Consider the following 14016-nt stretch of genomic DNA (forward strand, 5'->3'; position numbering starts at 1 on the left):
ACCGATTTCCGACACGGGACACCTCGGGGGTGCGGCATGACGTCCGCAGTCGTCGTCGGCGCCGGGCCCAACGGGCTCGCCGCCGCGGCCTTTCTCGCCAGGGCGGGGCTCGCCGTGACCGTCCTGGAAGCCGCCGACGAGATCGGCGGGGGCACCCGCAGCTCCGAGGCACTTGTGCCCGGCCTCCTCCACGACCACTGCTCGGCCGTCCACCCCACCGCCGCCGGCTCCCCGGCGCTGCGCGCGCTCGGCCTCGAACAGCACGGGCTGCGCTGGCGGACGGCGGACGTCGACTGCGTCCACCCGCTGGACGACGGCAGCGGCGGGGCCCTGCTGCGCTCGGTGCCGGACACCGCCCGTCTCCTCGGACCCGACGGCGACCGCTACCGCGCCCTGTTCGCCACCCCGGTGCGGCACTGGAACGTTCTGGCGCACGACGTCCTGGGCCCGCTGCCGCACCTGCCCGCGCACCCGCTGCTGCTCGCCCGCTTCGGCATCCCGACCACCCTGCCTGCCACCGCCCTCGCCCGCCTTTTCCGCACCCCGCAGGCGCGGGCGCTGTGGGCGGGAGTCGCGGCCCACGCCCTGCGCCCGCTGTCCCGCCCGTTCACCTCGGCCATCGCGCTCGGCATCCTCACCGCGGGCCACGACGCGGGCTGGGCCGTGGCCGAGGGCGGCTCACAGTCCATCGCCTCCAGCATGGAACGTGTGCTGCGCCGGTACGGCGGCACCGTCCACACCGGCGTCCGCGTCACCGACCACCGTCAACTCCCGCCCGCCGACGTCACCCTCCTCGACCTCGACCCGAGCCAGACCGCAGCCCTCTACGGCGACCGGCTGCCGCCCCGGACGCGCGCCGCGTACGGCCGCTTCCTTCGCGCGCCCGCCGTCTTCAAGCTCGATCTGGCCGTCGAGGGCGGTGTGCCCTGGACGAACGAGCACGCGCGCCGGGCCACCACCGTGCACCTCGGCGGCCCGCTCGCCGAGGTGGCGCGGACGCTCCAGGACGTCGTGGCCGGACGCATGCCCGAGCGGCCCTTCGTCCTGGTCGCCCAGCAGTACCTGGCCGATCCCACCCGCTCGGTCGGTGACGTGCATCCCGTGTACACCTACGCCCATGTCCCGTACGACTACGACGGCGACGCCACCGACGCGATCCTGAGGCAGCTGGAGCGGTTCGCCCCCGGTATCCGCGACCGCGTCGTGGCCCGACAGGCCGTCCGGCCCGCCCGGTTCGCCGCCGCCAACCCCAACTTCACGGGCGGCGACATCATCACCGGAGCCAAGACGACCTCTCAGCTCCTCCTCGGCCCCCGCCCGGCCCTCGACCCGTACGCCACCGGCCTGCCCGGGGTGTTCCTCTGCTCGGCCGCCACCCCGCCGGGCCCCGGCGCCCATGGCATGTGCGGCGCCGGAGCCGCCGCGGCGGCACTGCGCCACCTGGGAGTGCGGACCTCAGGGCTGTTCGACGGCGGCTGACGCCGAGGAGCCCCCTCCCGGACCGGCGACGCCAGCGGCCCCGCAGCAGGTACGGGCACTCCACGGCTCGGGCAGCCTCCCGCGCATGCTGAAGCGGTGCTCCGTCCCGGACGGGCTGTCCGGGACGGAGACGGCCGGGCGCGCGTGACATGGGGCTCCTAGGACTCCCGGGCCACGGAGGCGAGAGACATGTCGGCGTAGCGCTCGCCCGCCACCTGGCCCCCCGGCACCCGCAGGCGCAGCCGTCTGCTGGAGAACGCCGGTGCCACCCGGTGCATCACCTGCCGAAAAGTCCCCGCCGGACAACTCCTTGCCCGCGTCCGAGAAGGACCCGGTGAGAAAGCCCCGCCCGACCTGCCGCATCAGCCCGATCTGCTCGTACCGGCGCAGCGTGTGCGCACGAAGCTCGGTGAACGTGGCGACCTCACTGATCGTGCACCGCCCCTGGCCGTCGGGCCGGGGCCGCACCGAGGCGAAGGGGGAGCGCACGTCACCAGACGCACGGAAGCTCCACCACGATCACGGTAGGGCCGCCGGCCGGGCTGGACACGGTCAGTTCGCCGTCGAGCGCGGCCACCCGGCGGCGGACGCCGAGCAGTCCCGTCCCGCTCTGCTCGTCGGCGCCGCCGTGACCGTCGTCGCTGATCACCGCCCACGCCCCGGCGCGCAGTCGCTCCAGCCGTACGTCCGCCCGCCGGCCGCCCCCGTGCCTGACCGCGTTGGTCAGCGCCTCGGCCACGGCGGAGTACGCGGCGGCCTCGATCGCCGCCGGGGGCCGCGGTCCTTCCTCCAGCCCGCCCGTGACACTCACGGCCACGTCGAGCGCGCTGCTCCCCGCGAGCGCCCGCACGGCTCCGACGAGACCGCGGTCGGTGAGGATCGGCGGATGGATGCCCCGCACGACCTGGCGCAGCTCGGTCAGCGCCTCCTGTGCGTGGCGGTGGGCGTCGACCAGGAGTGCGCGGGCGGCCTCGGGATCCCGGTCGTAGGCGCGCAGGGCGAGCCCGAGCCGCATCGGGAGCGACACCAGACGTGCCTGGGCGCCGTCGTGCAGATCGCGCTCGATGCGGCGCAGTTCCGCCTCGTGGGCGGTGATCGCATCGGCTCGGGTGGCGGCGAGCCGCTCCACGCGAGCGGCCAGCAGCGCCTGCGGTGCGGGCCGCAGCAGGGCCTGTGACCAGCGGGCCTCCAGATCGGCGAGCCGGGTGATCAGCGGGAGCACCACTGGGGCACGGCGCAGCAGGCCGCACCGCACCCCGTCGACGACGAGGCCGACCGGCCACAGCGGCAGCGCGAGCAGGACGAGCGCGCCATAGCCGTACGAGGCGGTCATCCAGCGCAGATCGGTGCGCGTACCGGGGTCGCGCACAGCGGTGCGCAGCCGCAGGCGTACCGGGCCGGTGAGAGGCGGGTAGGCCTCGGGGATCTCCCGGCCCGTCCACGCCGTCGTCATGGCGCGCTCGGCCCCGGCGATGCGCCGGACCAGCAGCACCGTCTCGGGCAGCAGCCAGGCCCCGACCATCGCCACCGTGCCGACGGCCGTGATCAGCAGCACCGTGACGAAGAGACAGAGACTCCGCACGGCCGGTGCTGTGGTTCCTCTTCCTCTTCAACGGCGCCGTCGCCGCGTTCTGCGCGGTAGCGGCGGACGGCGTACAGGGAGTCATGGCCGCGGTGGGCATGGGCCTCGTCTCGCTGGGGGCGGGGTTCGGCCTGCTCCCCAGCCGGCGCGGCAAGGCGCAGCCCGAGCCCGCCTGAGACGTCGGCCGGTGGCTGCGGCATCCGTGCCCGGCGCGCCCCACCCGCTCATGCCGCGTAGCCGCCGTCCACCGACAGCTCCGTGCCCGTCATGTACATCGCCTCCGGTCGTGCGAGGTAGGCGATCGCGGACGCCACCTCTTCGGCCGTGCCGTAGCGGCCGAGTGCGGTCATGGCCGCCTGGCCGGACGCGGAGGGACCGTCGGCGGGGTTCATGTCGGTGTCGATCGGACCCGGGTGGACGACGTGTGCGGTGATCCCGCGCCCGCTCAGCTCCCGGGCCAGCGCCTTCGTCAGCCCCACGACGGCCGACTTGCTCATCGCGTACAGGGTGGCCCCGGGGCCGGGCACGCGCGCGGTGATACAGCTGCCGACGGTGATGATCCGCCCGCCGGGCGCCATGAGCGCGGCAGCGGCCTGGGAGGCGAGGAACACCCCGCGGATGTTGACGGCGATGAGCCGGTCCACGTCGTCGAGCGACATGTCCTCCAGTGGCTGCATCAGCCCGAGGGCCGCGTTGTTCACCAGTACGTCCAGACCTCCGAGCGCCTCCGCCGCACGGTGTACCGCTCCCGCCGCCTCCTGCGCGTCCGCGGCATCCGCGCGCAGCGCGACCGCCCGCTGCCCGTGTGCCTCGACGGCCCGCACCACCTCCTCAGCCGCCTCTTTCCCGTGGACATAGGTCACGGCCACGTCCGCGCCCTCCCGCGCCAGTCGCCGTGCCGCCGCCGCGCCGATGCCCCGGCTGCCGCCGGTGACGAGTACCTTCTTGCCGTTCAGGGGTGCTTGTGAAGTCATGCGTCCATTGCACGGGTGCGGCGCGGGGCACGCTGGCGGTGAACGGACCTCGACCTGACGGGGCGAGGACACACACCCTGGCGGTGGGCGACCCGCGGACTCGGAACGGTCAGAAGACATAGGGCACCAGACGCTTCGTCCTCTCGCGATAGTCCGCATACGCCGGGCCGAAGGCCGCTGTCAGCGGCCGTTCCTCCGTACTGATGCGCCACAGGTAGGCCGTCGTCAGCAGCGCTGCCACGATCAAGGTCGCCGCCCAGCTGCCGAGGCCCAGCGAGTAGCCGATCCACACCAGCAGGCTGCCGCAGTACCCGGGGTGGCGTATGAGCCGGTACGGACCCTCCTGGACCAGCCGTTGACCGTCGACCGTGCGCAGGGTGCGGGTGTAGTACTGGGACAGCGTGCGCATGCCCCAGGCCCGCAGGGCCAGCCCTCCGGCCAGGACCGCTATGCCGAACCAGCGCACCGGTATGGGCAGTTGGGCCGTCGCCGTGCTGTTGAACACCGTGTTGATCACACCCGTGGCCACGAAGCAGACGATCAGCAGCCGGGTCGAACCCCGGTCGCGGTCGTCGGCCTGCCACGTACCCGCAGCCGCGAACTCCCGGCGGCGCAGCAGCACCTCGTACCCGATCCAGCACACGATGCCCAGCAGGGCGAAGTCACTGGGGAGAGCCATCCCGCACGCTCCTCACCTTTGGCGATGTCACCGTCCACGATCGCCCACCCGGCATGCCCGACGCACGCACCCACGGGTGGATCGAGGGTGGAAAAGGTCTCCACCCCACGAGTGAGCGCCGCCGGGCACCGGCCAGGTGCGAGCGCGGCGAGGGGAATAGTCGTCCAGTATGAAATGTGGTCGAGGAATCATTTCTTCATGGCGGCGACCGTTAATGTGGACGGGTGAGGGTAAACCACCGGGGAATCGAATTCCCTGAATTCGGCATCGGCCTCAACGGACACGGTGCCACTGCCGAGTTCGCCTTGCCGCAGCGGTGACGAGGCAACCGGCTCCAAACGGCCGGCGGCGGTTTCTGGGGGAGCGGACCGCCGCCGGCACAGTGCCGCACCGGCCGTCTCAGGCGGTGTGCAGGGCGGAGCGCAGGGTGCGGGTCGCCAGGTCGATGGCCGCGCGTGCCGCGTGGGTGCCGCGGAGGGCGTCGAGCATCACGAAGTCGTGGACGATGCCCTGGAACCGGACCGCCGTGACCGGTACCCCCTCGCCGCACGCAGCCTGTTGGCGTAGGCCTCGCCCTCGTCACGCAGCACGTCCGCCTCGGCGGTGACGACCAGCGCCGGGGGCAGTCCCGACAGCTCCTCGGCGGTGCCGCGCAGCGGCGAGGCGGTGATCCGGGAGCGCTCGTCCGCGTCGGCCGTGTACTGGTCCCAGAACCGCCGCATGGCGTCGCGGCGCCGGGCAGTAACCCGTGGCGAACTGGCCGTAGAACGGCGTGTCGAAGGACGCGTCGGTGACCGGGTAGAACAGCACCTGCTGGGTCACCGGGTAGTGGGCCTCGGGCGAGAGGTCGTACGTGGGGAAGGCGACCGCGGCATCCGCCTCGACGGCCGGCTCGCGCACCAACCGGTGCCCTCGGCTCCGGCGCTTACGGCCTTCCGCGGCGGCCACTCGAACAGGTACGGCGGATCGGCCGTCGCCTTCGCGAACTCCGCGGCCGCGGGTTCCAGGGCCGGCTGGACCGGCCGAACCGGCGCAACGGCATCGGACATCGCATCTCCTCGCGTGCACCGGGGGGCGGAGTATCCGTCGGTGGTACGGCACGTGCCCTCGTGTCCTGCGGAGGCAGGGAACACCACCGAGCATCCACCTCGCGCAGGGCGATGGGCCGTGGGCGTGCCGCCCGTACCTCCACAGTGCACGGATCGCCCGGCTCCGCACGCGCTGCGCTCCGGGGAGCGGGCCGGTGCGTCCTCCCGCCGGGCCGTTCCCCGCCCGGCTCGCGTGGCCGGGCCGTCCCTGCCGGGGCTGATGGTGCGGCCGGGCGGCCGCGTGCCCGAACTCGCCGACGACCAGGGGCCGCGCGGGCGTGGGCGTGTGAGGGCGTACGAGGCCGCTGTCGCGGCCGGTGAGGTCCCCCGTTGCCGCACCGAGGCGGCGAGGCGACCGACCTCATCGACGACCTGCCCTCCGCCGCCGATCTGGTCGTAGCCGTCGCCGCGCAGCCCGCGCAGACCGAGGGCACCCTGGCTGGGGCGGGCCGAGGCCGAGCGCCCCCACGCTCGTTCCCCTGCCCACGCTGATGCCCACGCCTACGCTCATGCCCGCGCCTGTGCTTCCTTCCGCGTCCATGTTCCGGCGCGTGTCAGCATCCTGGTTCGTGTCCACGTCCGGGTTGCGGCCGTGGGTGCGTACACGTCATGTCTCGGTCGCGGCCAGGGCTCGGGCCGAGCCTGCCGTCGTGCGGTGGGCGCGCGTGCCGGTGGCGGCCATGACCGGCCCCGAGCGGTGGAGACGTGCCCTCGGCGCCCGGTCGGCACGTTCGGCACGGCAGAGGTGTGGCCATGACCTATTCGGTGGTCTCCGGCTTGGCCTCGGCCTTGTCCGCCGGCGCGGACTCCGCGGCGCGGGCGGCGGTGTAGAAGACGGACGTGCCCTGCTTGCTGCGCTGGGCGCTGTTGCGGGCGACCAGGTTCTCCAGGGTGGTGCGGATGACCTTGGTCTGGATCTCCCGGTCGGGATGCGCCTTGCCGAGGGCTTCGGTGACCTCCGCCGCGGAGCGGGGCTCCGTCTGGTCCGTCAGGTGGCGCCGGACCAGCTCGACGAGCGTGGGCTGAGCGGTCTGGGGGACCGCCTGCTTCGCCGCGGACGTCTTCGTCGGCGTCGCCTTCGGCGCAGATGCCTTCGCCGGGGAGGCCTTCGCGGTGGACTTCTTCGCCGCGGGCTTCTTGGCTGCCGGCTTCGTGGACTCGGGCTCCGCGACGCTCGCCTTCTTCGGCGTCCTGTCCACGACGGGTGCGGCGGGCGTGACAGGTGCGGAGGTGGGCGTCTTGCGCGGGGCGGGCACCACGGCACCGTCGGTGACGGCAGGCACGCCGGCCGGGGCGGTGACACCGAGCGCCTGCTGCATGCTCACCAGGACGCCGTGATCGTGCTGAAGAGCCGTCAACTGACTCTGTAGAGCGGAGATTTCCGTGGCGATGCGGTCCTGCTCCTTGACGTTGTTGTCGAGGTCGTTGGACACCTGGCTGACGTATTGCGAGGTCAACTCGGTGACGGGTGAGGTGTTCTCAGACATCTGTTCCTCCGTGTCCGACGGTGATGTGCCGCCCCGCCCGGCCGATGACGGCAGGCGGGGAGCGTGAGTTGCGCTTGGGTGCGCACAACACATGGATGATACGGGTGGGTCAGCCTGTTTTCTGCTGAGTGAAACATATGCGTTGCACCGAGTGAACCCGATGTTCCGCGCGTCAACAAGATGTGCTGCGACGGCCGTTCATGTGTTCAGTCATTTCCCGCCCGGGAAATGCGGTGGGCAGGGTCACGGCACGGCATATCCGATTGCCGGTGCGCGCGGTGGTCCGCACCATGTCAGCCATGGGATCCTTCACCTCGTACGACGGCACCGAGCTGGCCTACCATGTCCGCGGCGAAGGCGAGCCCGTGGTGTGCCTGCCCGGCGGCCCCCAGCAGTCGACCTACCTCGGTGACCTGGGCGGACTGCCCGAGCACCGCACGCTGATCCGGCTGGACCTGCGGGGCACCGGCCGGTCCGCGACGCCCCGGGACCTCGCTTCCTGCCGGTGCGACCGTCTCGTCGCCGACGTGGAGGCCCTGCGCACGCACCTGGGCCTGGAGCGCATGGACCTGCTCGCGCACAGCGCCGGCGCGAACATCGCCGTGCAGTACCTGGGCCGCCACCCCGGACGCATCGGCCGTCTCGCCCTCGTCACCCCGAGCGTCCGTGCCGTCGGCCTGCCGATCAGTGACGGGCTGCGGCGCGAGACCGTGCGATCCCGTCGGGACGAACCCTGGTTCCCGGCGGCCTTCGCGGCCCTGGAGGCCATCGCAGCGGGCGCGGCCACGGCCGAGAACTTCCAGGCCATTGCCCCCTTTTCGTACGGCCGCTGGGACGAGGCGGCCCGGGCGCACAGGGCCGCGGAGAACGAACAGCTCGACCGGGGGATCCTGGCGGCCTTCGGTGCCGAGGGTGCCTTCGACCCGGACACCACCCGCGCGGCACTCGCCCGCTGCGCGGCATCCGTGCTGCTCATCGCCGGGGAAGTCGACCCCGGTGCCCCGCCGCCCGTGGTGGCCGAGTTCGCCGCGCTGTTCCCGCACGCCGAACTCGTCGTACAGCCCGGAGCCGGACACTTCCCGTGGCTGGACGACCCGGACCGGTTCCGCTCGGCCGTACTGACGTTCCTGGGCGGTCGGTAGCATCGCGCTCGTGGCTGACTGGGAGATACGGCAGGCGTCGGCGGCGGACGTCGAGGCGGTGGCCGAGCTGCGGGCCGTGGTGCTGAGGGCGGACCTGGAGCGCCTCGGGCGCTACGACGAGCGGCGCGTGCGGCAGCGGCTGCGTGACGGGTTCACTCCGGCGCACACATGGGTGGTGGAGGCGGCCGGCGCCCTGGCCGGCTGCGTGGCGCTGCGGCCGGCCGCCGACGCCCATTGGCTGGAGCACTTCTACCTGGACCCGGCCCTCCAGGGCAGAGGCATCGGCTCGGCCGTGCTGAGCATGCTGCTGGAGCGCTGCGACCGCGACGGTACTCCCGTCCGGCTGAACGTGCTACGGGGCAGCCGGGCCCTGAAGCTCTACGCGCGCCACGGCTTCACGGTCGAGTCCGAGGATCCGGTGGACGTGTTCATGATCCGCCGGCCGCAGCCGCAGCCGCAGCCGGTGCAGGGTTCGGTGGCCGTCGGCCACTGAAGCCCTGCCCGGTACCGCCGCGGCCTCAGGAGGTGGCAGCGTGTCGGCGGTGTGCGCGCACCGCGGCGGCGACCGCCATGTCATCGCCCCGACCGCGCGCCTCCAGCCCGGCTATGACGCCCTCGACGTTCTGCTCGGGCTGGTTCTGGCTGAGCTTGGCCTTGGCCTCGATCCGGCTGATGACCACTTCGACGCCGATGACCGCGCGCAACCGCCCCTCGACGTACTTCGCCGGAGCCTGGTCGAGGGACCAGGGCTCGGCAGAACCGGCCTCGTGCCGGTCGGTGAGGCGGCGCATCTGCGCCTCGACCCACACCGGGTCGTCGTGCACGACCAACTGCCCGTACACGTGGGCGACGACATAGTTCCAGGTGGGGACCACCCGATGATGCTCGGCCTTCGTCGCGTACCAGGTGGGCGAGACATAGGCCTGCGGCCCGTGGACTATCACCATGGCCTCCCCCTGTACCGGCTCGCGCCAGTGGCCGTTGGCCCGCGCCATGTGACCGATCAGCGAACCGAGTTCACCGGTGTCCCGGTCGTGCTCGAAGGGCAGCAGGGTGGCCTGGAGGCCCTGCGGGGTCATGGTGACCAGGTCGCAGGCGCCGAGGCCGGTCAGCAGATCGCGGACGTCGGTGTCCTCGGGCATGAAGGGCTTGGGCACGTACACGGGCGGGCCTCTCGGTCGGGTTGGAGTGCGGACGGAGTGGGGCCGGGCGCCGGCCGGCGAGGAGGCGGTGGCCGGTGTCCTACAGCGGGTTGTCGCGCAGCCAGGTCAGGACCTGCTCGGCGTGTTCGTTCGGAGGGAAGACCGGATAGAAGGCGTGCTCGATCACACCGTCGCGGATGACGAGCGTGAGCCGCTTGAACAGCCGCGTACCGTCCGCCTCGAACGTGGGCAGGCCGAGGGTGTCGGCCAGCCCGAAAGAGGGGTCGGACAGCATGTCGAAGGGCAGCCCGAGGCGCTCCACGACCTCGTTCTGGTACGCGCCGTCCTGGCTGGACAGCCCGTACACCCGGCCGGCGCCGGCTTCCAGGAGGTCCTGGAAGTGATCGCGGAAGCCGCATGTCTCGGGCGTGCAACCGCGGGCTCCGGGAATGGAGTTCCAGCCCTGCGGCAGATCGGTGCCGGGGCGGCCGGTGAGCGGGTAGACATAGACGACCGTACGGCGAGGGCCGAGTGCGTCCAGACGGATCGTCCTGCCCGCCGTGTCGCACAGGGCCGCCCCGGGCGCCGCCGTCCCGCGCAGGTGGTCCGCGGCGCCGTCGTCCTCGGGGACGGGCAGGTCCGCCGGGAGCGTCAGATAGTCCTCGTCCCCGGTGCCGCTCGCCTCGGAGGGTACGACGGTGCTGCCGCGGTGGGCGGCGGCGTTCAGGTTGGCGATCAGCGTCGTACGGCGCGCGGCGAGTGCCTCGATGCGCTCGGTCAGCTCGTCGATCGCCTCGCGGTAGGCGGCCAGCGAGGCGGGGCAGTCGTCGGCGTACGCACGCCCGGCCGCCAGGCACTCCAGGAACGGCCGGGTGCGCTCGACGGGGATTCCCAGCCGGTGCAGCGCCCTGATCTCCCGCACGAGGCGCACGTCGTCCTCGTCGTAGTCCCGGTAGCTGTTGGCGAGACGCCCGGGCGTGACCAACCCCAGCGATTCGTAGTACCGCACTGCCTTCGTCGTCACGCCTGACCGGCGCGCCAGTTCACTGATCTTCATGCCGCTCACCTCGCTCCACGCTAAACCTTGCCCCCGGGGGCAAGGTCAAGCGGCGAGACCGCGAGGTGTCCTCCGGCTGTCGTCCGAGGTCAAGCCGGAGGGGCGGCCATGCCCTGAGCGGGTGGACCTGGGCGGGCGCGGGGGTGTTCGGACCGGGTCCGGGCGGATGCGGTTCCTAGGCTGCCGCCGTGAACATTCCTACCGAACCCATCGGCAGCCTCCCCCGTTCTCCCGAACTGCTCACCGCCATGGCCGACCACCAGGCCGGGCGGACGGACGAGGGTACTTTCAGGCTGGTTCAGGAGAGGGCCGTCCGCGACACGATCGAGCGGCTGGAGAAGGCCGGTTCGCCGGTCGTCACCGACGGCGAGCAGTCCAAGCCCGACTTCGTCACGTACCCCGTCGCGGGCACGCCCGGCCTGTCTCCCGAGGGTGTGGTGATCCCCTTCGCCGACGGTCACCAGCGGCAGCTGCCCGTGCTGACCGCGGGTCCCTTCCGGTACAAGGTGTCCGCCGAGCAGTACCTGCGGGCGGCCCGGCAGTACACGAACACTCCGGTGAAGCAGGCCGTCGTCGCGCCGTCCGTGCTGAGCCTGTTCTATCCGCCGAGCGGGATCTCTGGATTCCCGCGCGAGGAGTTCCTCCATCAGCTGATGGGAGAGTCGGAGGCGGAGATCCGCGCGTGTCTCGACGCGGGCGCGCATGTCGTCCAGCTCGACTTCGACGAGGCCCGTCTCACCCTCAAGCTGGACCCCAGTGGAGGAGTGCTGAACGATCTCGTCGAGCTGAACAACCAGGTGCTGGCCCGCTTCACCGAGAGCGAGCAGGCCCGGATCGGCGTCTACTGCGGGCCCGGCGCCGACCAGGACTCCACGCACAGCCTCGATGTCGACTACGCCGAGCTGCTGCCCCGGTTCCTCCGGCTCACGGCGGGCAACTTCTACCTCCAGATGGCCGGCGAGGCCGACCCCGACCGCGTGCTGCGTGTCATCGCCGACCAACTCCGTCCCGGAGTCCGGGCCTTCGTCGGCGTGACCGATCCGATCGACCCGCGCGTCGAGACCCCCGAAGAAGTCCGCGACCGGGTGCTTCGGGCTGCCAGGTACATCCCCGTCGACCAGCTGGGCACCTGCGACGACGCCGGCTTCGCCCCCTTCGCCGATGACACGTCGACATCACGCGAGACGGCCTTCGCCAAGATCCGCGCCCGCGTCGAGGGAACCGCCCAGGCGGCCGAACTCCTCGGAGGGTGAGGCCACACCCTCGCACCCTGCCCGCCCCTCCGTCCGCCCGGCGCCGACGGACGGGCGGGTTCACCTGTGCCGGGCCCGGACCGGCAGTCCCCCCTTCAAAACCATGGTGCGAGCACCCGCACCCGCCGCCGCACCTCGACCGGCTCCGCCTCGCGGGTCATGACGGCAGCGGCACACTCATCTCTCGAAGCGTGATCTGCCCAGCGTCACCTGGTGGCCGACCATGCTGATGTCGACGCCGTCCGCGGTCGCGCGGGCCGCGGTGAAGCCGACGCCTTCCGGGAGGTCGACCCGCCAGACGGGCGCCGGCCGCTGGACACCAGGAATGGTCAGGGTGAGCTCGTTGCCCTGGGCGAGCAGCGTGCCCGTGCCGTCCACGTGCTGTCCGCCGGCTGTGCCCGTGATCCTGACCTTCGCCGCCTGCTCCGCCGAGCCGGGGGCCTGGGAGACGCGCAGGGGGCCGCCGCTGCCCGCCAACCTCGTCACCACGCCGGAGAGTTCGTCGTAGGAGAGCTTCAGGGTGCCGGTGGCGAGGTTCGCCTCGGCGCTGCGGGCTGTCAGCGATGTCACCGTCACACCGCGCAGGTCGAGATCGAACTCCTTCACGTGCAGGTAGCCGCCCTGGGCGTTGCTCGTGGTGTCGACGGTGAACTGCCCGGCCGTGAGTCTGACATGGCCGAAGTTCTGGCCGAGCACCTGCGTCAGGAACGGGAAACCCTCGATGGAGACGTCCACGTGGCTGTCGGTGGAGTTGGCGTAGCCGTACTTCTGCTTGACGAGGCGCGCGGCCTCCTTGTCCGCGTAGTGCACGGACACCCGGTCGGCGACCGTGAGCAGCACGGCCAGTACGACGACCGTGATCGCCAGGACTCTTACCCATCGACGTCGCATACCGACCCCACCCGTTGTCTCGGCCTTGTGCCGCACAGATCAGCGCAGAAGCCGATCATGCACGACATGGCGTCTCGCACGACAGCCCTGTGGATAACTCGGCCGTGCCCCTCCGCATCGGCGCGCGGAGTGCGCCCGTGGCACATCGCGCGCTTTTCGTGCACCAGGCGCAACCCCATTGATCATATGAAGAATTGCCGTCTGTTTTTCAGGCGGGCGCCATTGCGGAATTCCAAGGGCGGGAGCGGATATTCACCTCGGCCCCTCATCGGTCGCCAGAGGGAAGGAGCACAGTGGAGGTCGAAAACTTGCTGGCCGATTGTCTCCGGGACGCACGCGGCATTTCCCTGGGTACCGTGCCTGACATCGGCGACGGTCCCGCCTACGCGGCGGCCCGCCGCACGTTTCTGACGGCCGGTCTGTCCGCGCTCCGCGCCGCCGTACCCGAGACGGGCTGGGTCCAGGTCAATCTCGCACCCGGCCGCGCGGCCTGGCGGCCGACGTACCGCTGCGTCGCGGACACGGCCCGCGACCTCATCGCCTCGGGCACGGTGCGCTCCTTCTTCTTCATGCACAAGCCGCCCGGTCTGCGTGTCCGGTTCGAGGCCCGCGAACCGGAACACGGCCTGCTGCGCACGGAGTTGTTACGCCGCTTCGAGGGGCTCTACGGGCAGACCGCGGCACCGGTCTGCGCGGTGTACGAGCCGGAGACGTACCTGTTCGGCGGCCCGCCGTCGATGCGGCTCGTGCACGAGCTGTTCACGGCGGACTCCCTCGCCTGGCTCGACCACCACACCGGCGACGGCACAGGGGAGCTCGCGGACTGGCGGTTGTCCCTGGCGCTGCTGGCCGAACTCCTCGACGGGCTCGGCATCGTCGGCTGGGAGCACCGAGGGGTGTGGGAGGTGGTGCGCGACGACACCGGGCGCAGGCTGGGCACCGGCCTGGACGAGGACGCCCAGCGGGCCGCCGCCGGCATCCGCGACGCCTGGCAGGCCGGTCCCCGTACGCTGCTCGCTCCGTTGCCCGCCGCACGACGGGCGGCCGTCGAGGCGCATGCGGAGGCTCTGCGCCGGGGTGCCGAGCGATGGCGCACGGCGTACTTCGAGTCGGGCGGCGCCGTCGTCGGCCCACGCCGCGCCGCGGCCTACTACGTGATCTTCCACTGGAACCGCGGACGGCTGTCCCTCGCCCGGCAGAGCCTGCTGACCCACGCCCTCGCCGACGACGGGAGGCGCTGAG

General features: G+C 72.1%; 13 protein-coding genes and 2 pseudogenes. 6 read left to right on the forward strand and 9 right to left on the reverse strand.

Features of this window, described 5'->3' with window-relative positions; all coding sequences use genetic code 11:
• Nucleotides 1-36 precede the first annotated feature (36 nt).
• Nucleotides 37-1479 carry a phytoene desaturase family protein gene (locus ACFC8N_RS31580; RefSeq protein ID WP_376291724.1) on the forward strand — a complete coding sequence of 481 codons (1443 nt, stop codon included), beginning with the start codon at nucleotides 37-39 and terminating at the stop codon, nucleotides 1477-1479.
• Nucleotides 1480-1842: 363 nt separating this feature from the next.
• Here the strand turns inward: ACFC8N_RS31580 and ACFC8N_RS31585 are convergent.
• Nucleotides 1843-1968: pseudogene (locus ACFC8N_RS31585) on the reverse strand (MerR family DNA-binding transcriptional regulator); the annotation flags it as partial.
• Between the two features lies 1 nt (nucleotide 1969).
• The gene (locus ACFC8N_RS31590) at nucleotides 1970-3061 is read right to left on the reverse strand and encodes a histidine kinase (protein ID WP_376291727.1); all 1092 of its coding nucleotides are present in this window, start codon (nucleotides 3059-3061) and stop codon (nucleotides 1970-1972) included.
• Nucleotides 3062-3066: 5 nt separating this feature from the next.
• On the opposite strand from ACFC8N_RS31590, the gene ACFC8N_RS31595 reads away from it, so the two are divergent.
• Complete coding sequence (locus ACFC8N_RS31595; protein ID WP_376291730.1) at nucleotides 3067-3237, forward strand: hypothetical protein; 171 nt, start codon at nucleotides 3067-3069, stop codon at nucleotides 3235-3237.
• A 48-nt stretch (nucleotides 3238-3285) separates the two neighbouring features.
• Here the strand turns inward: ACFC8N_RS31595 and ACFC8N_RS31600 are convergent, their stop codons facing one another.
• The 4 genes and pseudogenes from ACFC8N_RS31600 to ACFC8N_RS31615 form a co-directional block, all read right to left on the reverse strand.
• Nucleotides 3286-4035, reverse strand: a complete 750-nt coding sequence (locus tag ACFC8N_RS31600) for an SDR family oxidoreductase (RefSeq protein ID WP_356033332.1) — start codon at nucleotides 4033-4035, stop codon at nucleotides 3286-3288.
• A gap of 109 nt (nucleotides 4036-4144) precedes the next feature.
• On the reverse strand, nucleotides 4145-4714 hold the full coding sequence (locus tag ACFC8N_RS31605; RefSeq protein ID WP_376291732.1) for a methyltransferase family protein: 570 nt from the start codon (nucleotides 4712-4714) through the stop codon (nucleotides 4145-4147).
• 399 nt (nucleotides 4715-5113) lie between these two features.
• Nucleotides 5114-5763: pseudogene (locus ACFC8N_RS31610) on the reverse strand (alpha/beta hydrolase fold domain-containing protein).
• Between the two features lie 797 nt (nucleotides 5764-6560).
• Complete coding sequence (locus ACFC8N_RS31615) at nucleotides 6561-7289, reverse strand: hypothetical protein (RefSeq protein ID WP_376291735.1); 729 nt, start codon at nucleotides 7287-7289, stop codon at nucleotides 6561-6563.
• 299 nt (nucleotides 7290-7588) lie between these two features.
• On the opposite strand from ACFC8N_RS31615, the gene ACFC8N_RS31620 reads away from it, so the two are divergent.
• Both ACFC8N_RS31620 and ACFC8N_RS31625 read left to right on the forward strand, forming a co-directional pair.
• Nucleotides 7589-8431 (forward strand): alpha/beta fold hydrolase, encoded by an 843-nt coding sequence (locus ACFC8N_RS31620; protein WP_376291737.1) that lies wholly within the window; start codon nucleotides 7589-7591, stop codon nucleotides 8429-8431.
• A 10-nt stretch (nucleotides 8432-8441) separates the two neighbouring features.
• On the forward strand, nucleotides 8442-8924 hold the full coding sequence (locus ACFC8N_RS31625; protein ID WP_376291740.1) for a GNAT family N-acetyltransferase: 483 nt from the start codon (nucleotides 8442-8444) through the stop codon (nucleotides 8922-8924).
• A gap of 25 nt (nucleotides 8925-8949) precedes the next feature.
• Here ACFC8N_RS31625 and ACFC8N_RS31630 read toward each other — a convergent pair whose 3' ends face one another.
• Complete coding sequence (locus ACFC8N_RS31630) at nucleotides 8950-9594, reverse strand: FMN-binding negative transcriptional regulator (RefSeq protein ID WP_376291742.1); 645 nt, start codon at nucleotides 9592-9594, stop codon at nucleotides 8950-8952.
• A gap of 79 nt (nucleotides 9595-9673) precedes the next feature.
• Nucleotides 9674-10630: a MerR family transcriptional regulator gene (locus ACFC8N_RS31635; RefSeq protein ID WP_376291744.1), complete on the reverse strand. Its 957-nt coding sequence runs from the start codon at nucleotides 10628-10630 to the stop codon at nucleotides 9674-9676.
• A 188-nt stretch (nucleotides 10631-10818) separates the two neighbouring features.
• Here ACFC8N_RS31635 and ACFC8N_RS31640 point away from each other — a divergent pair, with 188 nt between their 5' ends.
• On the forward strand, nucleotides 10819-11883 hold the full coding sequence (locus tag ACFC8N_RS31640; protein WP_376291747.1) for a cobalamin-independent methionine synthase II family protein: 1065 nt from the start codon (nucleotides 10819-10821) through the stop codon (nucleotides 11881-11883).
• 177 nt (nucleotides 11884-12060) lie between these two features.
• On the opposite strand, the gene ACFC8N_RS31645 is transcribed toward ACFC8N_RS31640, so the two are convergent.
• Entirely contained in the window at nucleotides 12061-12774 is a 714-nt protein-coding gene (locus tag ACFC8N_RS31645) for a DUF2993 domain-containing protein (RefSeq protein WP_376291750.1), read from the reverse strand.
• Between the two features lie 356 nt (nucleotides 12775-13130).
• Here ACFC8N_RS31645 and ACFC8N_RS31650 point away from each other — a divergent pair, with 356 nt between their 5' ends.
• Entirely contained in the window at nucleotides 13131-14015 is an 885-nt protein-coding gene (locus tag ACFC8N_RS31650) for a thiopeptide-type bacteriocin biosynthesis protein (protein WP_376291752.1), read from the forward strand.
• The last annotated feature ends 1 nt before the right edge of the window (nucleotide 14016 follow it).

The sequence above is a fragment of the Streptomyces sp. NPDC055966 genome (assembly GCF_042269865.1).
Lineage (GTDB): Bacteria > Actinomycetota > Actinomycetes > Streptomycetales > Streptomycetaceae > Streptomyces.